This is a genomic window from Acinetobacter sp. Marseille-Q1618 (genome assembly GCF_902809855.1).
Taxonomy (GTDB): domain Bacteria; phylum Pseudomonadota; class Gammaproteobacteria; order Pseudomonadales; family Moraxellaceae; genus Acinetobacter.
Genome location: NZ_CADDWJ010000001.1, coordinates 1,470,264 through 1,489,439 on the forward strand (window position 1 = coordinate 1,470,264; position 19,176 = coordinate 1,489,439).

The window sequence follows — 19,176 nt, forward strand, 5'->3', positions numbered from 1 at the left end:
GCATGGGTTAAATTTTATGATGGAATTTAACCCATTTTTTCAATTCAAAAAGTAATATAAAACATAAAAACAAACTAAACTCAGCGCTAAATTAATTAGTATTTTTTTAGAAATTAAAGCCAATATGACGCATATCATTGCTGCTAAAAAATAAGCATCCAAAGGTAAATTTCTCAGCGTATTTCCATTAAAAAATACTATTGGGGCACAAATCGCAGTCAATAAACATGGCGCAGAATACTGCAACATATGCCCAATCAGCCTAGGTAATTTAAAATCAACTTTTGGTTCTAAGAAAAAATAGCGATTTATAAAAACAATCAATGCCAAACTGAGTAATAATGTCCAAGTCATGACTGGTTTTCCTTTGCTTGTGGGGGGTGTCGCTTTGCTACGGTCATCGCTGCAAACATACCTAAAATTCCAGACAGCACCAATCCACCTTCAAATTGTAAGTATTTAAAAATACATGCAAAAATCAATGTCACCAGCACACCAACTAGGGTTGCCAAGTTTTTAATCATCGGTACAATAATTAAAATAAACACTGCTACTATAGAAAAATCGAGATGTAAGTCATCTAAACTTGGAATAGATTTTGCGAGTAAAATCCCCAATAAACTAAACAAGCACCAAAATAAATAAAAACACAAGCCTGCACCGAATAAATAGGCAAAGGTTCGCTGTTTATTTTCACCGATACCTACTGCAAACAATTCATCTGTTAATAAAAAGCCAATCATCAAACGTTGATGAATAGGTAACTTCACAATGTCTTGCCGAAAATTTAAGGCATAAATAAGATGCTGACTGGTTAAGCAAAAAATCGTAATCAAAATTGTAAATACAGAGGCATTTGACATGACCAAACCCAAACTGACCAACTGTGCAGCACCTGCAAAAAATACGGCTGACATTGCAAATGCTTGAGCAAAATTCAGCCCTGCATTGATCGCCATAGAGCCTGCAAGAATTCCCCAAGGCAGCACCGCAATCGACAAAGGTAAAATATCCACAACACCCTTTAAAAATGCTGTCCTATGTTCTAGGTGTGGAGAGTTTGCTCTCTTTATCATATTTTTAGATGAATGACGCATATTAATATCCAAACTAAAGGATATACACAGTATCTAAAGAATCACTGTTTCATGCTTGGATAAAATTGCGCTATGCACTTACAAAGTATTTAAATATTGTGAAGGTGTCACACCCATCGCTTTTTTAAAATGACGATTAAAATGACTTTGATCTGAAAATCCACAAAGCTGTGCTGTATTGGCAATTGTCATTCCTTGTTTTAATAATTGTCGAGATTTTTGCAAGCGTGCTTGCACCAACCAACTATGCGGAGGTAAGCCTGTATATTTTTTAAATTCTCTTAAAAAATGCCAAGGGCTGATGCCAACATAACCTGCCAAATCTGTTAAGGAATAATCTTGTTCTGGAAAACTATTCAATAAATCTTTGATCATTTCTATTTTTTGTTGTGCTTCAGGTAATTGAGCTGGTGTTAATTTCGCTCGACCATATCGACTAATCAAACGAGCCAAAGTCGATAGATACATACTTTCTTTAAGCAAAGCATTATATTTTTGTTCTAATAAATCAAAGAGTAATGATAATTGTTGTGCCAGCCCAATATCATGCACAACAGCATTTGGAAACCACGGCACACTATTTTTTACTGTGAAGAAATCCTGTCCTGCATCCAATAACATTTCGGGTGTTGGATAAATTGCACGATATTTCCATCCAGATTCTACTGCAGATGACCCAGTATGAATCTCATCTGCATTGACTAAAATAATATCGCCCTTCGGTGCAATATGTAGTTGCCCTGTCCGATAAAAACTTTGCGCACCTTCTTCAATGACACCAATGCAGTAACCTTCATGCACGTGTTTTGAAAATTGTTTCTGATGATATTGTGCTTTTAGTAATTCTAAGCCCCCTAATTCTTTTAGGTGAATATAGCTCGCTTTCTCCTGCATTTTTTCTATTCAAAGTGCTAAAGTCTTTTAAACATAACATGCGTATTCAAAATGTATAGAACAAAATTGCTATGTGAATTAAAAAATTTTGCAGCTATGCGATTCAAAATTGCCTTAACTATAGGACTTTCCCTGATGCTTTAACCAACCACTTATATGATGACCTTGTGGATCATGATGTGTCCAATGAATCACTCCACCTTGCTCGCTATATTCATATTCACCAAAAAACTCAACGGTATCGCCTTTTTGGAGTTGCTCGATTCTTGGTGCTAAATCAATATTATGCGCAACCAATACAGTTAAACCATTGTCCAATAACAAAATAAATTTCTGATGACGAGAGCCTTCATTATCATCTCTCAATATTGCTTTAACTTTACCTGAAGATTGTACTTGCACATTACTGAGTTTCCGCTCAAAAGACTTTTGAATAACCTCTAAACCCTGTTGATTTTGGCTATTTTGCGTATTATCTACATGAGTATTATGTGAGTTTATTTGTGCTTGCTGTGCCGAAGCTTGATCGTCTTTTGACTCCGACTGTGTATTTTCTGAGTGAACGATCGCTGTTGTATTTTTATCTTGGTTTAAATCAATACCTAAATATGCAGCAATGATAACAATAATCGCTGCGCCGATACTCAGATTGGTCTTATTTGCCATCTATAATCATTCTATGCTAAAAATAATGCCCAAATTATATAAACTTCCATAACAATGAGAAAGCCAAATGAATGAACAAGAACAATTAACGACAGCATTTATAGAACTTTTTCCTACACTTAGCCCTACTGATTTTCCCAAAATAAATGCTCAATCTAGTAACAGTACATGGTTAATGGATTGGCAATCCAATTACGAAGCGTCAAAACAGGTGATTGCAGCATGTGAGTTTTCAAATTTTGGTGGGTTATTAGAAGAAAAATTTAAAACTTTAAATGTTGTAACGTCATCACACTATGATGTTTCATATATTTTAAAAGACATTTTTAATTATATTGAAAAATTTGAAGATAATTCTGAGCATGAATTGGTTGACTTAAGTGAGTCAGAATATGATGCTTCATTCTATGACGATGATGAACTGAGTTTTGAAGAACAATATGCCATTGCGATGGATAATATTACATTTGATATTCTCCAGCATGATGTAAGTGTAATTGTTATCGAACACGGAGAAAGTTCTGCTTTTATTTTAAGTCAGGCTGCTTTTGAAGCTTTATCAAAATTAGAAAAATTATTAAAAACAACATATACCAACAGTGATGTAACACTTTATCATCATGAGTATAAACAAGATTATCAGTTTAGCTATCTACTCACCGACTTAGAATAAACATATAAAAAACCCCTCAAAATCGAGGGGTTTTTATAACTTTACTAAATAAGTAAAATTATTGTGCCGCAGCAGCAGCTTGAGCAGCAGCAACTTCGTCAGCGAAGCTCATTTCTGCTTTTTTCTCAATACCTTCACCAACTTCGAAACGAACGAATTCAGTTACAGTTGTGCCTGTTGCTTTTAATACGTCAGCAACTTTCTTATCGTTGTCGATTACGTACATTTGACGATCAAGTGCAACTTCGTTCAAGTATTTCTCAACAGAACCCGTTACCATTTTTTCAACGATGTTTGCTGGTTTACCAGATTCGATCGCTTTCGCTTCTGCAATTTCTTTCTCTTTTGCGATAAGATCAGCAGACACACCTTCAGCATTTACAGCAACTGGGTTGAACGCAGCAACGTGCATTGCCAAACCTTTACCAGTTTCAGCATCACCTGTGTAAGATACAACAACACCGATTTTTAAACCGTGTTTGTAAACTGCAAGGTTTTCACCTTCAATAATTGTTGCACGACGAACTTGGATGTTTTCACCGATTTTTTGAACAAGCGCAATACGTGCTTCTTCAACAGTTGCACCATCTTCAAGTTTTAATTCAGCAATTTTAGCAGCATCAGTTTCGTTCGCAGCTAAAGCAGCAGCAGCAACTTTTGCAGAGAAACCAGCAAAGTTTTCGTCTTTTGCAACGAAGTCAGTTTGACAGTTTACTTCTAAAAGAATCGCTTTGTTACCTTCTTGAACGATTGTGATCGCGCCATCAGCAGCAATGTTACCTGCTTTTTTAGCAGCTTTTGCTTGACCTGATTTACGAAGATTATCAATCGCTAATTCGATGTCACCGTTTGCTTCTGTTAATGCTTTTTTGCATTCCATCATCGCAAGACCAGTACGGTCACGTAATTCTTTTACCATGCTCGCAGTAACTGCAGTCATGTTGTTCTCCTAAATTCGGTAGAGATATGAATTCTTTTAACAAAAACGGCCCAAACATTGAATCTGGGCCGTTTTGCTTTCTCGACGCTTAATTTGCCACCATTACATGTCGCAAAAATGACAAGCATGCGTCAATAAACGCATTAAGCCTCAGGAGCTTCTTTCGCTTCTTCGCCTTTTGCTTGTGCATTCGCTTGAGTTTGAGCGTATTCTTTACCAGCAATAATCGCATCAGCCATTGCAGAAGCATAAAGAGTTACAGCACGGATCGCATCATCATTACCAGGAATAACGAAATCAACGTTATCTGGGTTAGAATTTGTATCAACGATACCGATTACAGGAATACCAAGGTTCTTAGCTTCTTTGATTGCAATCGCTTCGTGATCAACGTCAATGATGAACAATGCGTCAGGTAAACCACCCATGTTCTTAACACCGCCAAGACCACGTTCAAGTTTTTCCATTTCACGAGTACGTTCTAAAGCTTCACGTTTAGTCAGCTTAGCAAAAGTACCGTCAGTAGATTGAGTTTGAAGATCTTTTAAACGGTTGATTGACTGACGAAGAGTTTTCCAGTTAGTCAACATACCACCCAACCAACGGTGATCTACATAAGGTTGACCAGCGCGTTGAGCTTGTTCACGGATGATGTTAGAAGCAGCACGTTTAGTACCAACGAATAATACTTTGTTCTTTTTGCTTGCTAAGTTGTTAACGAAGTTCAAAGCATCGTTTAACGCAGGAACAGTATGCTCAAGGTTGATGATGTGAATTTTGTTACGCGCACCAAAAATGTATTGACGCATTTTTGGATTCCAGAAGCGAGTTTGGTGACCAAAGTGTGCGCCAGCTTGTAAAAGGTCGCGCATGCTTACGTTGTAATCTGCCATTTTCTTTACCTTAAAGTTTGGGTTAGGCCTCCATATGTCCGCATTCTCCACCCTAACGGGCACCCAGAGTAATGTGTCGACATATGTGCGGATTTTTAAATTACCCTAATTAATTTTCTCGTTTGGCTTTCAATAAGAAAGTAACGAAAAGCATTTGATAATTTGGGCGGCTATTTATACCATAGTCACACACAAATTTCCAAAAGTTTTTAAAGATCATGAACAGTACTTACGAAGCTCCCCGTCGATTAATCAAAACTCAAGATGAAATTGAGAAAATGCGTGTGGCGGGAAGACTGGCGGCAGAAGGTTTGGATATGATCAAACCGCATATTAAACCAGGGGTTTCTACACTTGAGTTAGATACGATTTGTCACGATTATATTGTCAATAAACAAGATGCGATTCCTGCTTGCTTAGGCTATGGTGCAGCACCTGGTCGCCCTGCGTTTCAACATGTGATTTGTACTTCTGTGAATCATGTGGTGTGTCACGGTATTCCTTCAGAAGCAAAGATTTTGAAAAAAGGCGATATTTTAAATATTGACGTAACCGTGATTAAAGATGGTTATCATGGCGACACCAACATGATGTATATCGTGGGCGGTGAAACCTCTATTTTGGCTGATCGCTTATGTAAAGTGGCACAAGAAGCCATGTATAAAGGGATGGAAACTGTCAAACCTGGTTCAACGATTGGTGATATCGGTCATGCGATTCAAAAATATGTTGAGTCTGAACGTTTTGGTGTAGTCCGTGAATATTGTGGTCATGGCATTGGTACGGTTTTTCATGATGAACCACAAGTTTTACATTATGGTCAAGCCAACTCAGGCATGGTTTTAGAAGAAGGCATGACCTTTACCATTGAACCAATGGTTAATGCGGGCGACTGGAAAACCAAACTACTCGGTGATAAATGGACGGTTGTGACCAAAGATCACAGCTTATCTGCACAGTATGAACATACGATTTTAGTCACAAAAACTGGAATTGAAGTTTTAACAGCGCGCCCTGAAGAAGATTTATCTCGTTTTAATGCATAATTTCAGTACAAAAATTGTCATTGACTGATTTTTTGAGTGTAATAGTAGAAAAGGTCACTTTTGAGTGACCTTTTTTATTGCTTAGATTTTTTGATGCTATTTAATAATCTATTTTTCAAAATATTAGAAAAATAATCATGTGATTTTTACAATGTAATTTAACTGTAACATACTTACATTGTCATTAAATAAACCAAGCGATACATAAATAAAATATTAAAACTAAAACATTCATTAAATAAAGTCCTTGTGAAATGCAACATTCTTCTGGCTCAAAAAAACCAAATAATGAAGCCGAATAAAAATGAGCAACACAGCGGACATGGAGTCCATTTTATGAAAAAAGCGCTTTTATGTTTGATTAGCAGCATTCCTCTTATCTCAACATGGTCTTATGCAGAATCTCCATATTTTAGTTTCAAAGATGGTGATGGTTTTAAACGTTTTTCGATTTCAGTGGGTGCTTTACATGTTATGCCACAAGGCAAAGCCCAGCCCATTGCTGTAAATACAGCTATCAAAGAAGGTGAAAAATCTAAAGTTGGTGATATTTCGATTGATTCTGTCAAAAAGAATATGGATCCTAATATGGATCCGAACCTGTCATCGACCTTTGTGAATTTTTTAGATGGTTTAGGCGTAGATACTTTATCAGGAGCGCTCAGTGGTACGGCTGAAATCAATGGTCTAAGCCAATGGGAGAATGCAGGTACAGGTTTAGAAGCGGATGACATTACCACTTTAGGTTTAATGACCAATTATTTTTTCACTGATCATATTTCCCTCGAAGTCAAAGCAGGTATTCCGCCAAAAGTTGATATTCAAGGTAAAGGGAAAATTTATGCACCTTTTGAAGCATCAGCTACACCTGAGGTGATTGGCATTCCCCTTCCACAAATTGATATGAAAAATAATTTACTCATCACTGACTTGGAAAAGCATGGTGGCGCTGTTGCTGAAGCACGTGCTTGGACGCCAGCTGCGGAACTGCAATATCACTTTGGTAAAACAGGTGTAAATAAATTCCGCCCATATGTCGGTGTAGGTTTGATGTATGCCTATTTTAATGAGTTAGAGATGAACCCAAGCCTAGAAAAAGACTTGGTCAATGCAGGTCATATGATCGCCAATATCAAACAAGGTCAAGCAGGTGCCGCGCTTGATGGTAAAGTAAGTGCTGCAAAACCCGAAGTAAGTTTAGATGCAGATGATGTGATTGCACCTGTAGCTACTGTTGGTTTTACTTATGATTTTAATGATCGTTGGTTTGCGGTAGGCTCTGTCAGCTATGCACAACTCACGGGTGAAGCAAATATTACCGTCAAAGATCAGAAGTTAGGTGAACTTATCAATGCCAAAACCGATATCGAAATTAATCCTATTTTGGGTTATGCAGGTGTAGGCTATCGTTTCTAAATGATAAGTAACTGTTTTATATTTTTTTACCTATATTTAGAGCATAAAATATAGGTAATTTCCCTATCCAATTTTTCTTCCCAATATTGTATTAAACCTAGCAAAAATTATAGAGATCATCTCATTTTGCATCTGACCAAATAACTTTATTTTATTGATTGATAAATTTTAATTCTATCGTCTTCATCAAGTGAATCCTATACAATTTCCACAGCAAAAGACAATGGATGTTGTATGACGAACTCACTTGATGAAACCAGATTTTCCAAACCTTTAATTTACATGCTCATTGGGAGTGCCTTTATTTTGGCGCTTTCATTGGGTGTACGCCATGGATTTGGGTTGTATTTAGTCCCGATGAGCCACGAATTTAACTGGAATCATCAAGTTTTTAGCCTTGCGATTGCCATGCAAAATTTACTGTGGGGCGCAGTACAACCCTTTACGGGCGCTTTGGCTGATAAATACGGCAGTAAAATTGTGGTTGCTGTCGGTGGCGTTTTATATACCATTGGTCTGTTGCTGATGTCAGTAAGTTCCGAAGCATGGTTGCTAGATTTAAGTGCTGGATTGATTATTGGTATGGCACTGTCAGCCACTTCTTTTTCAGTATTACTGTCTGCTGTCGGTCGTGCAGCACATCCGAGTAAACGTGGTATGGCTATGGGTATCGCCAGTGCTGCGGGGTCATTTGGGCAATTCATCATGCTACCGACCACATTGTTATTGATTAAAAATATGGGTTGGTCATCTGCGTTGGTGATTAGTGCGATTCTGATTGCCTTAATTGTCCCTTTGGCATGGATGCTCAAAGCACCGATGTATTCTGTGCCTGCTGCAATTTCAAAAATCACTCAGCCTACTTTGAGTTTTAAACAAATTTTAAAAATTGCGTTTTCACATAAACCTTTTCTATTTTTAGCTTTAGGCTTTTTTGTTTGTGGTTTCCAAGTTGTATTTTTAGGGATTCATTTACCCGGTTATCTTGTTGATCATGGTTTTGATGCCTCAAATGGCACAGTTTTCTTGGCTTTAGTGGGACTATTTAATATCGTAGGAACCTATACAGCGGGTATTCTTGGCGATAAATTTTCTAAACCCCACTTACTGATGTGGCTCTATGGCTTACGTGGTATCGCCATTGTGGCATTTTTAATGTTGCCTTTAAGTGTTTGGACTATTTATAGCTTCGGAATCGTGATGGGGTTATTATGGTTATCAACTGTCCCATTGACCAATGGTATTGTCGCAAATATGTTTGGAGTAAAATACCTCACCATGCTCAGTGGAATCGTATTCTTTACTCATCAGGTTGGCTCATTTTTTGGGGGTTGGTTAGGCGGATTAAATCATGATCTAACAGGTAATTATAATCTGATTTGGGCATGTTCAATTGCACTTAGTCTGTTTGGTGTACTTGTCCATTTCTTTGTCAATGAGGAAACAATTGTTGATGACTAACTCATTTTCATGGTTAAAATTGAGCATTATGTTGGGGCTTATTTTTTTATTTGCCCTTTCCGCCTTGCTATGGTTAAGCACACCTGAACTGTTTGAATATTTTAATATGGCATTTTGTGCGCATTAAAAATAGTTAATACACAAAGTAAGTAAACTGCAGTCTGGCATGCTTTAGCTACAATGAATCTGCTGAACGCATTAACTATCTATTTTTAATGCCTTAAATGAACTTAATAAATGTTCTAAAACCTCTCTCACCGCAGGTAACATTCCTTGACGAGAAGTATAAGCAATATAAATCACCCCCTTAGGTAAATGCCATTCAGGTAATAATTCGATCAAAGCACCTTGCTTTAACTCTTCATGTACAAACACACGTGGCAGTGATGCAATACCAATGCCTTTTAAAACGGCTGCTTTCATGGCAGTAAAATTATCTGTTTTTAATCTTGGTTGAAATTCAATGTCATGAAAAATATTAGGTTCATCACACTTTTGAAATGTCCACATCGCTTTTGGAGAATGAAAACCGATACTTGGCAATGCCTCTAATTGTTCTAATGTGGTGGGGATCGCAGCATGATCAAACAAACGAGGATGTCCAACCAAAACATGTTCCCATGCGTCTAATTCACGCATGATCAAATCACTATCATCCAAACGTGTATTGCGTACTCGAATCGCAAGATCAATCCCCTCTTCGATCAAATCTACACGGCGATTGGTTGCGAGCAAATCTATTCGGACATTGGCATATTTTTGCATAAAATCTACAATCATTTGTCCTACAGGCATTTCAACTAGAGCCACTGGACAGGAAATACGTATCAAACCTGTCGGTTCATCTGAAAGCGTACTTTGGATAAAGTTTTCAGCACTATTTACGTCTTCTAAAATTTTTAGACAATATTCATAAAACTGCTGCCCAACCTCAGTGACCGTAAATTTTCGGGTATTGCGTTGGATCAAACGAACATTTAAACGTGTTTCTAATTCTGAAATACGTCTGGATAATTTTGATTTTGTAATCCCCAATGTTTCACTTGCTTTGGTAAATCCTTGATATTTAACCACTTGAACAAAATAATAATAGTCATTGAGATTGTGCATTATTGTTCCATAAATAGAAAAATCTGTTGTTTTTTCCGCACTGTAATCCTGCTCTTGCACCTCAATAATCATGATTAAGCGAAATAAACAATTTAAGGATTTTACAGTGAAAAGTATTGAAAAAGTATACACCAGTAACCGCAGTAATTGGGTGGGAGATGGTTTTCCAACAAACTCTATGTTACCTATGCATGAAATTGGCAATGCGACCAGTCCATTGATCGTCATGGGCTATACTGAAAGCTATCCCTTTACGCCGACAGAACATCAGCGTGGTGTCGGTATGCATCCGCATCGTGGTTTTGAAACAGTGACGATTGTTTATGAGGGTGAACTCGAACATCATGATTCAAAAGGCAATCACGGTAAAATTGGCAAAAATGAAGTGCAGTGGATGACGGCTGGTCGAGGCATCATGCATGAAGAACATCATTCCAAAGCATTTGCTCGTTCAGGTGGTCATTTGGACATGATTCAACTTTGGGTCAACTTGCCAAGCCATGCCAAAATGACTGAGCCACGTTATCAGGAATTAACCGAAGCCAATATTCCAGAAGTTGAGTTAGATCAACAGCAAGGTATTGTCCGAGTGATTTCGGGACACTATGTACAAGGTCAACGTACAGTAAAAGGTCCAGCCCAAACCTTTAGCCCGATAAACTTATTGGATATTCGTTTAAATCAAGATGCGAAACTCAATTTTGAGCTAAATCCAACATGGAATAACATCATCTTTGTATTAAGTGGAGAGGTAAAAATAGATGGTCAGATTTTCCATAATCTACAAACGGTTTATCTGAGTCATGCTATTGATCAGATTGAAATTGAATGTTTGCAAGATGCTAAATTATTAATGATGAATGGTGAACCTTTGAATGAGCCGATCGTGGCACATGGTCCATTTGTGATGAATACTGAGGCGGAAATTCAACAAGCATTTATTGATTTTCAAAATGGTCAATTTGCATAAGCAGTTAACATCTGATGTTATACCATAACATCGGGTAACATCATCGAAACATACAAGATGTTTATGATTTAACCCGTATGGGCTTTAAAACTCATGCGGGTTAAGTTCAAGTCTAAACGTTTGGGGATTTAAATATTTTGCTTAAGATTCAACTTGTTTTTGAGACTGATTTAAATCTTGTTGTGCCTTTTGTTGTTGTTTTTGACGTTCAAATTTTTCAGCTTGTTCTTGGCGAATACGATCATATTCACGTTGATTTTTAGCATCACTCTTCACTGCTAAAAATGCAATAGCAATCAACAATACAGGAATTAGCAGCCCTAAACTAAGAAGAATAAAAAGTTTTTTATTACTTTTTTTCGCTGTAGGTACTGTTGAACTCATTCGTGAAATTTCCTCTATTGCATAGGCGTATAAATCAGCACCGCACTATAACAAAAATTCATCTACAGGTGGATGATAAACTCAGCACATAACATTATTTTTAAATACACACACTCTCTAAAACCACATAAGTAACTGATTAATAGATTTTTAGTTAAGAATTAATTTATCGGAAAGCCAGCACCATAGTATAATTAAAATAATTATATTTTTCATTTGATAATGATTATCAATTATATATACTGTGTTAAAAATTACAGCCTTCTGTTTATACATCATGAAAATTCTTGGAATTTGCCTGCTCTTGTTTGGTGCTTTTAGTCTCTATGCGAGCCACCAAAATCAAAATTTATTTTCAAAACAGTTACCTACGTTATTTAAATATTTAGGTTACTTGGCATTGCTTATCAGTCTGCTGTGTTTACTGATCAGCTTACCCAAAGTTGTAGCGTGTTTTATTTGGGTAATGTTCCTGATCGCAGTGTGGTCTTTTGCACCATTTTTACATTTATTTAAACGTAGATTCGTGTCATGAAAAGCAAAATCAATTCGCCAATACAACCTGATTGGTGGACAAAAACCCTTGTCGGCGTAGTTTTAGGGTTAAGTTTATCGATTGCTTTGTCCAGTTTAGTTCTCATTATAGGCTTAAATTTTTTAGCACAAGGTACGATTGCCCAGATTGCAATGTGGTGTATCGCATGGTTTTGGTTGCCTTTATTTTTTCTCAGTTATTTATGTAAATCTGGTCAACATGCATTAGTTTTTTTCAGTGTTGCCAACATCATGGCTTTTGCTGTGCTGTTTTGGTTAAGAGGTTAATATGAAAATTCGTTCTGATCTCATGAAAATTGCCAAAAATTTGCATACATGGGTTGGTGTAAGTGCTGGAATTTTACTATTTATCTGCTTTTTTGCAGGTGGTTTAAGCATGTTTCAGCACCAAATTAGCCAATGGGCAACACCAGAAAAACAAAAACTCCCTCAGATTCAGATTGAACAATATGCAGCTCTAATACAGCAAGTCCAAAAAAAATATCCTGCAACTGAAAAAAGTTTTACTTTAAATTTTAATTCTAATGAGTTTCATTTTGCACCGTTGTCTTGGACGGAACATGGTCGTGGCGAAGGTTTTAATACTGCACAAACTGCATGGCTTGCAAGCTTAGATGAAAATGGACAATTAATTGTTCAACAAGAAAACCTATCCAAAGCAGGTTGGCTGATTGAACAACTGCATGAAACAGGTGGTATTCCAGGCATGCTCGGACATCATGGTTTTGGTGTCTATGTGATGGGAATTGTTGCTGTTTTATATTTCTTAGCCCTGATGTCAGGACTGATTATTTTACTTCCTACATTGATTAAAGATTATTTTGTAATTCGCCCGGGAAAAAATAAAAAGCGTTTTTGGTTGGATACGCATAATGTGGTCGGAATTACCAGTTTACCTTTTCATATTTTAATCAGTGTTTCGGTGATTGTTTTTGCCTTCCATGATCTTTTTTATGATGCTTTGGGAGAGTTAGCCTTAAAAGGAAAGCCTGTTTTTACACCACCTGCCAAAGAAGTGATTCATGTCAGCTCAACTGAAAATGATATTCATCAAATTTTAAATAAAATTCATCAAGTTGCACCTGAATATCGGGTTGATTATATTCAAATGGCTAATTTAGATGATCCGCAAAAAGCCTCTGCACGCATTGCCCTGTATAGTGACGATCAAATGCTACGCGGTGCATCGCAAGATTTTATGCGTATGAATCCTTATGCCGTGGATAAATTTGATGTCAGTTTTATTAACACACAAAATACTGCCAGTGACAAACTGGTAAATGCCATGTTTAGTTTACATTTTGGCAGTTTTGGTGGATTTACTATACGTTGGGTTTATCTCATTCTCGGCATTGGCGGCGCATTTTTATTTTACTCAGGTAATATTTTATGGGTCGAAACTCGGGCACGTAAACAAAAACGAGCACAAGACCCAATTCCAACACAGCGTAAAGATGTCGTATTTTTAGCGAACTTGACCATCGGCACCTGTTTAGGTTGTATCTTGGGGATCGTTGCGACTTTGGTGCTGAGTCGTATTATTTTTCAATACTTACCATTCAACAGTATCAATCATTTCTTTATGTATGGCTATTATGCAATCTTTTTAGCGTGTAGTGCTTTTGCATTTATTATCGGCTATGCCAAAGCCCTGCCAAAATTGCTGATGATGATTGCTATAGCTTTGATACTCATGCCATTAACCAGTTTGATTGGAATATTTATTCCTAGTAGCGGGATCTCTGTCTATGGCGGTGCAACAATTTGGGTTGATGTAGTTGCATTGGTTTCGGCTCTGGCATTTTTACGTTTCTATCAACAAGCACGAGACCGTCAAAAAAATGCTGAGCAAGGTTCTTTATGGGCGGTAACAAGCAAATCCTAACTTTCTTGTTCAGCTTAGTATTGGAAAATTAAAGTTCAGCCAATCATTTAGTCATAAGTGATTGGCTTTTTTGTTTAAATATCATTCTCAATATAAAACACAGAGATGGCATCCATTTTGCTTATCAGTATTACGTTTAATAAAAATCGTAATATTGGGGCGACACATTATGGCTTATGTTGCTAGTGAACTCGGTGCAAGACAAAAACTTTTGCTCGGTTTTGGTTCTTTTTTAATTCCTATTTTAATTTGGTGTGCTGTTAGTTATTTGCCTTTTATTTGGCATCCACAAGTACAAATTACACAGTCAGGCAATGTGCCATTTTTTCAAATTGATAGTCGTGTAGATAAAGCTGTTTTTTATGCTGAAGCACAAAATGCAGTCAATCAGGATGCTACACCACCCCAAGGAAAATTAGTTAATCCGATTTATTTACCTGCACCACATGAAGTCGCAATTGCATTGGTCACGGCATTTACCACACCACCAGCACAAGCAGATGCACCGTGGTTTCATCAAAGCTTATGGCACAGTATTAAAATTGTTTTTACTGCATTTTTTCTGTCCTCGCTGATTGGTATTCCGCTGGGAATTTTATGTGGATTTTCTAAAACCATCTCCCAACTCACTGAGCCATTTGTAGAGTTTTTCCGTTACTTGCCTGCACCTGCCTTTGGTGCATTAGCAGTGGCGATTTTGGGAATTAATGATGCACCGAAAATTGCCATTATCGTGATTGGTACGCTATTTCAACAAATTTTGATCATCGCCAATACCACGCGTATGGTAGATAAGGGCTTGATTGAAGCAGGTTTTACACTGGGTACCAATAAATTTAAAAGCTTATTTTATGTGGTCATTCCTGCTGCACTACCTGATATTTATCGTGATTTACGGGTGTTACTCGGTTGGGCATGGACCTATTTAATCGTGTCTGAACTGATCGGTACAACCTCTGGCATTACTTGGTTTATTACCCAACAAGCACGCTATCAAAACTTTGACAATGTCTATGCGGCGATTCTCATTATTGGTGTGATTGGTTTGCTCTGTGATGTTGTACTCATGAAACTTGGGCAACGTCTGTTTAAATGGAAAGTAGGAGTAAAATAATGAATCTTCATCCTGAACAACATATTGATTTTGATACAAAAGCCTATTTTGATGCGATTTATCAACGCCCTGTGATTTTGGAAGCCAAACAGCTCACACAAATTTTTAAACATGATCAAGTTGAACGTACCATTTTAAAGCAATTAGACTTAAAAATTCATAAACGAGAATTTATTTGTGTGATCGGTCCTTCAGGTTGCGGAAAATCTACCTTTAGCCGTGTCGTAGCAGGCTTAGACCCTTATAGTCAGGGTGAACTTTTGATCGATGGTCAGAATATTCATGGCCCTAGTCCTGAGCGCGGCATGGTTTTTCAAGGCTATACCCTATTTCCGTGGAAAACCGTAAAAGAAAATGTCATGTTTGGACCGCTGATGAAAGGTGCAAGTCATCCTGTCGCAGAAGCCGCTGCACGAGAATGGATCAATATCATTGGTTTAGAAAAATATGAAAACCAATATCCACATCAACTTTCAGGCGGAATGAAACAACGGGTTGCCATTGCACGTGCTTTGGTGAATGAACCCAAAATTTTATTGATGGATGAACCTTTTGGTGCACTTGATCCACATACTCGCCAAAAAATGCAAAAGCACCTAATGGACTTATGGCAAAATATTGATATTACAATTATTTTTGTGACACATGATATGGATGAAGCGATTTTATTGGCAGATCGAATCGTGGCACTCAAAGCCAATCCTGGAGAAATTAAAGAAATTATTGAGGTGCACCTTCCTCGTCCACGCCATCCTGAGTTAATGACTACACCAGAATTTAAACATTTACGTAAGCGTGTTGATTTTCTTGTTCATGCACAGGAAGATGAACTCGACCCTGCATTAGAAGATTTACCTAAAATTCCTCGTATGACCCAAGTCAGTACACATAAGTAGTTTCTTGGATTATCACAGCGAAATGATGCAGGTCAATTTTGCCTGCATTTCATAAAAAACCAATCTAAAACATTGAAATATATTAAAATTTAATGCATTCAAGTGCTGCATTTCTCGTTAACATTTTTCAGTATAAATAAAGTGCATCTAAAAATATTTTTTATATCTGAGTACTCTTAGATGTCGCTTGTGCTTAAGCGTGATTAAATATACTTAGTACAATTACATAGTCATAACGATAAAATGAAATTTAAAATAATTTTCGCTTTTATTTGCTTACTCAGTACAACCACTTTGAGCTATGCAAAAATCAGTATATTTCAACCTAAATTTCCTCAATTTTCTGATCCTGTTCAAACACGTAAAATGCATAATCAGCAGTATTTTCTCGGCAACGCCACTTTTCAAAATCGTGTCAGCGTACCCTATTATGGTGTAACAGTACTTAGTCCTGTGGATGAAGGGCTGATTGAAAAAGTTCTGAAATGCCATGCACAATCATGTCATTTTGATTTTAAATTAGAGGAAAAGTACGCCAAACAATTAAAACTACTTTATTTACCTGAAATAGGCGTGCTTTTGGTTCCTCGACATTGGCAAGATATTCAAACCAATGCTGGCGCAAACGGCACAGGTTCAAGTTTACTCATGAGTCCAAATCATCAAGAAGCCATTACTTTGTATGATTCTTCATTATGTTCGGGCTGTGGTTATCCTGCAGCGAGTTTGTATTTTCCACATTTGCTCAAACAAAGTCTTGAATATGAATATGGCGGTATTCAAGACCGTAATAAAAAATTAACTTTGGTTTATCCAAATAAAACTACGGCATTTTTTAGTTATCAAATTCCAAAAATTAGCTATAAAACACATGGTGTTGCCAAATATACCGATGATGGAGATTTTAACTTTCGTGAAATTCATGTGACATTTAATCAAAACAATCAAAGTTTAGTCCGTACGATTTTAAACTTTTATCATGCCACACATTAAAACCATTCACACCACAGGCATTTAATAAAAAAGAGAACATTTGGATATGTTCTCTTTCACAGTTGTTAAAATTCTAAAAATTATTTTTCATCTAAAACCGATTCAAAGGCTTTTAGACGCTTATGAATAGATAAAAGCTCGATGATAGTTTTCCATGAGCTGATAAGATATTGAAAAGACTCTCGTACCTTATCAAATACATTACCAATTTGATTTAATAAACCTAAAGTCATCGTTCCTGCTGCAATCGATGGAAATAGCACAACTAAACTAAATAAAATATCAAGCTGCGCATACCATGTACTGACCATATTAAAATAAGCATAATGAAAATATAAACGGAAATAGTTTTTACGTACATTTTGGAATAATTGCTTCAATGTTGCAGGCTGTGCACGGTCTGCATAATCTTCACCATAGACTAACTCTTTTCGATAAGCTGCTTCAACTTTTTGATTATTAAACTCTAATCCAGGGAGTTTAATTCCTACCACCATCAATAGGAATGTACCAAAAATTGCCCAACCAATTGCTGCCCACACTAATGAATATTTGATTTCACCAATCACAGGCAGTACAGGAACATGCTTAGAAAGTTCAATTAATACAGGTAAAAATGCAATTAAAATCATAATCGCCTTAATAAAACTTACACCTAGTGATTCTAAAGTTGTAGCAAAACGCATGGTATCTTCTTGTACACGTTGTGATGCACCTTCCACGTGACGTAATTTATCCCAATGTGCCGTGTAATATTCATTCATCGCTGTACGCCAACGGAAAATATAATGACTGACAAAAAATGAATTAATTACAGCAATAGTCACAGCCACCATTGCTATCATTAAAAATGTTAATGTTCCCATATATAAGTCTTGAATATTGCCGCCACCACTGCTAAGCATTTTTTGAATTAAATCCCAAAATGGACCATACCACGCATTAATCGCAACAGAAACTTGCACGCCAAACCAAACATTAAATAAAATAAATGCCGATCCCCACACTGACCATGCTTGCCATTTATTATCAGATCGCCATTTCCAAAATCCTGCAAATATTGCAGTCGCAGCAAAGAACCATAAATAAAACCACAAAAACTGCGCTGACCAAAAACGACTCACATTAATCGGCAATTCAGCACTGGCATAACCTTGCGGAAAACCGATAAATTCGCCCCATGCTTTTCCTCCGCTATACCATAAGACTAGATTGATCACGAACCACATCAACAGAGACCCAAAAAACCATTTTGGATTTGGAAAAAAAGACTTAAACATTGAGTATTGCTATCCTTAATCATTTTTTAAATTTACGGTTTGCAATACTATGCCCAAAAACTTAAAGAAAAATATGGCTCTGCCTTAATTTTTTTATATTTTAGTAACTTGTCATATGACTTACATACAAAAAAGCTGTATTTTCAAACTTATGTTTATATCCATTGGTCTGATTAAATCGTTCATATCAATCTGCTATGGTCGATCTATATAAAATCAAGCAAGTTAAAAGAGGGAAAATCTCATGGCTAAACAAATTTTGATGTTGGTGGGTGACTATGTTGAAGATTATGAAACAATGGTGCCATACCAGTTTTTAACAGGCTTAGGCTATACGGTACATGCTGTCTGTCCGGATAAAAAAGCAGGTGATACCGTTGCTACCGCTATTCATGACTTTGAAGGTGAGCAGACCTATAGTGAAAAGCGTGGTCACAATTTTGCTATTAATTATGATTTTGCAGCAGTGAATAGTGCTGATTATGTAGGTCTTGTCATTCCTGGTGGACGCGCACCTGAATATCTTCGCATGTATGCACGTGTGATTGAAATTGTACGTGAGTTTGATGCAGCCAAAAAACCAATTGCAGCAGTTTGTCATGGTGCACAACTTTTAGCAGCAGCAGATGTTCTTCAAGGTCGTGTATGTTCAGCTTATCCTGCTTGTGCTGTTGAAGTGAAACTTGCTGGTGGTCAATATGCAGACATTGCCGTGACTGAAGCTGTCACTGATGGACATTTGGTTACCGCTCCTGCTTGGCCTGCTCATCCTGCATGGTTGGCACAATTTATTAAGGTTTTAGGGGCGACAGTACAACTTTAATAAAATAAATACTGGTGGCGTGAGATGTTTTGCAAATCAAATATCATTTTCATATAAGTTTTGATCAATATCTCACAAAA

20 protein-coding genes are annotated in these 19,176 nt (G+C 36.9%); 11 read left to right on the forward strand and 9 right to left on the reverse strand.

Going from position 1 to position 19,176, the window contains the following annotated elements; translation table 11 throughout:
- Positions 1-39: 39 nt before the first annotated feature.
- The 4 genes from HUS24_RS06950 to HUS24_RS06965 all read right to left on the reverse strand — a co-directional run bounded on the left by HUS24_RS06950 (position 40) and on the right by HUS24_RS06965 (position 2,657).
- On the reverse strand, positions 40-354 hold the full coding sequence (locus HUS24_RS06950; protein ID WP_173911322.1) for an AzlD domain-containing protein: 315 nt from the start codon (positions 352-354) through the stop codon (positions 40-42).
- On the reverse strand, positions 351-1,076 hold the full coding sequence (locus HUS24_RS06955; RefSeq protein WP_173911420.1) for an AzlC family ABC transporter permease: 726 nt from the start codon (positions 1,074-1,076) through the stop codon (positions 351-353). The genes HUS24_RS06950 and HUS24_RS06955 overlap by 4 nt, the downstream gene beginning before the upstream one ends.
- A 99-nt stretch (positions 1,077-1,175) precedes the next feature.
- Entirely contained in the window at positions 1,176-1,991 is an 816-nt protein-coding gene (locus tag HUS24_RS06960; protein ID WP_173911323.1) for an AraC family transcriptional regulator, read from the reverse strand.
- A 114-nt stretch (positions 1,992-2,105) separates the two neighbouring features.
- Positions 2,106-2,657, reverse strand: coding sequence for a DUF3465 domain-containing protein (locus HUS24_RS06965; RefSeq protein ID WP_173911324.1), 552 nt, complete (start codon positions 2,655-2,657; stop codon positions 2,106-2,108).
- A gap of 67 nt (positions 2,658-2,724) precedes the next feature.
- Here HUS24_RS06965 and HUS24_RS06970 point away from each other — a divergent pair, with 67 nt between their 5' ends.
- Positions 2,725-3,330 (forward strand): hypothetical protein, encoded by a 606-nt coding sequence (locus tag HUS24_RS06970; protein WP_173911325.1) that lies wholly within the window; start codon positions 2,725-2,727, stop codon positions 3,328-3,330.
- A 58-nt stretch (positions 3,331-3,388) separates the two neighbouring features.
- On the opposite strand, the gene tsf is transcribed toward HUS24_RS06970, so the two are convergent.
- Together tsf and rpsB are read right to left on the reverse strand one after the other, a co-directional pair.
- Positions 3,389-4,270, reverse strand: coding sequence for a translation elongation factor Ts (gene tsf / locus HUS24_RS06975; protein WP_173911326.1), 882 nt, complete (start codon positions 4,268-4,270; stop codon positions 3,389-3,391).
- A 143-nt stretch (positions 4,271-4,413) separates the two neighbouring features.
- Complete coding sequence (rpsB, locus tag HUS24_RS06980; protein ID WP_065994632.1) at positions 4,414-5,163, reverse strand: 30S ribosomal protein S2; 750 nt, start codon at positions 5,161-5,163, stop codon at positions 4,414-4,416.
- A gap of 218 nt (positions 5,164-5,381) precedes the next feature.
- Between rpsB and map the strand changes: the two genes are divergently transcribed.
- The 3 genes from map to HUS24_RS06995 all read left to right on the forward strand — a co-directional run bounded on the left by map (position 5,382) and on the right by HUS24_RS06995 (position 9,086).
- On the forward strand, positions 5,382-6,209 hold the full coding sequence (gene map, locus HUS24_RS06985; protein WP_173911327.1) for a type I methionyl aminopeptidase: 828 nt from the start codon (positions 5,382-5,384) through the stop codon (positions 6,207-6,209).
- Between the two features lie 336 nt (positions 6,210-6,545).
- Positions 6,546-7,625, forward strand: a complete 1,080-nt coding sequence (locus HUS24_RS06990; protein ID WP_173911328.1) for an OmpW family protein — start codon at positions 6,546-6,548, stop codon at positions 7,623-7,625.
- 234 nt (positions 7,626-7,859) lie between these two features.
- The gene (locus tag HUS24_RS06995) at positions 7,860-9,086 is read left to right on the forward strand and encodes an MFS transporter (RefSeq protein ID WP_173911329.1); all 1,227 of its coding nucleotides are present in this window, start codon (positions 7,860-7,862) and stop codon (positions 9,084-9,086) included.
- A 198-nt stretch (positions 9,087-9,284) separates the two neighbouring features.
- Here the strand turns inward: HUS24_RS06995 and HUS24_RS07000 are convergent, their stop codons facing one another.
- Positions 9,285-10,196: a LysR substrate-binding domain-containing protein gene (locus tag HUS24_RS07000; protein ID WP_173911330.1), complete on the reverse strand. Its 912-nt coding sequence runs from the start codon at positions 10,194-10,196 to the stop codon at positions 9,285-9,287.
- A gap of 106 nt (positions 10,197-10,302) precedes the next feature.
- On the opposite strand from HUS24_RS07000, the gene HUS24_RS07005 reads away from it, so the two are divergent.
- A complete protein-coding gene (locus HUS24_RS07005) occupies positions 10,303-11,166 on the forward strand; it encodes a pirin family protein (protein ID WP_173911331.1) in 864 nt (287 codons plus the stop codon).
- A gap of 141 nt (positions 11,167-11,307) precedes the next feature.
- On the opposite strand, the gene HUS24_RS07010 is transcribed toward HUS24_RS07005, so the two are convergent.
- Positions 11,308-11,550, reverse strand: coding sequence for a hypothetical protein (locus HUS24_RS07010; RefSeq protein WP_173911332.1), 243 nt, complete (start codon positions 11,548-11,550; stop codon positions 11,308-11,310).
- Between the two features lie 531 nt (positions 11,551-12,081).
- Here HUS24_RS07010 and HUS24_RS07015 point away from each other — a divergent pair.
- From HUS24_RS07015 to HUS24_RS07035, 5 genes are all read left to right on the forward strand, one after another.
- A complete protein-coding gene (locus HUS24_RS07015; RefSeq protein ID WP_173911333.1) occupies positions 12,082-12,372 on the forward strand; it encodes a hypothetical protein in 291 nt (96 codons plus the stop codon).
- 1 nt (position 12,373) lies between these two features.
- Positions 12,374-13,990 carry a PepSY domain-containing protein gene (locus HUS24_RS07020; protein WP_173911334.1) on the forward strand — a complete coding sequence of 539 codons (1,617 nt, stop codon included), beginning with the start codon at positions 12,374-12,376 and terminating at the stop codon, positions 13,988-13,990.
- Between the two features lie 169 nt (positions 13,991-14,159).
- Positions 14,160-15,104, forward strand: a complete 945-nt coding sequence (locus HUS24_RS07025) for an ABC transporter permease (RefSeq protein WP_173911335.1) — start codon at positions 14,160-14,162, stop codon at positions 15,102-15,104.
- The gene (locus HUS24_RS07030) at positions 15,104-16,000 is read left to right on the forward strand and encodes an ABC transporter ATP-binding protein (protein ID WP_173911336.1); all 897 of its coding nucleotides are present in this window, start codon (positions 15,104-15,106) and stop codon (positions 15,998-16,000) included. The genes HUS24_RS07025 and HUS24_RS07030 overlap by 1 nt, the downstream gene beginning before the upstream one ends.
- Positions 16,001-16,243: 243 nt before the next feature.
- Positions 16,244-16,993 (forward strand): DUF4850 domain-containing protein, encoded by a 750-nt coding sequence (locus HUS24_RS07035; RefSeq protein WP_173911337.1) that lies wholly within the window; start codon positions 16,244-16,246, stop codon positions 16,991-16,993.
- A gap of 80 nt (positions 16,994-17,073) precedes the next feature.
- Here the strand turns inward: HUS24_RS07035 and sbmA are convergent, their stop codons facing one another.
- The gene (gene sbmA / locus HUS24_RS07040; protein ID WP_173911338.1) at positions 17,074-18,273 is read right to left on the reverse strand and encodes a peptide antibiotic transporter SbmA; all 1,200 of its coding nucleotides are present in this window, start codon (positions 18,271-18,273) and stop codon (positions 17,074-17,076) included.
- A 244-nt stretch (positions 18,274-18,517) separates the two neighbouring features.
- On the opposite strand from sbmA, the gene HUS24_RS07045 reads away from it, so the two are divergent.
- Positions 18,518-19,096, forward strand: coding sequence for a DJ-1/PfpI family protein (locus HUS24_RS07045; RefSeq protein ID WP_173911339.1), 579 nt, complete (start codon positions 18,518-18,520; stop codon positions 19,094-19,096).
- The last annotated feature ends 80 nt before the right edge of the window (positions 19,097-19,176 follow it).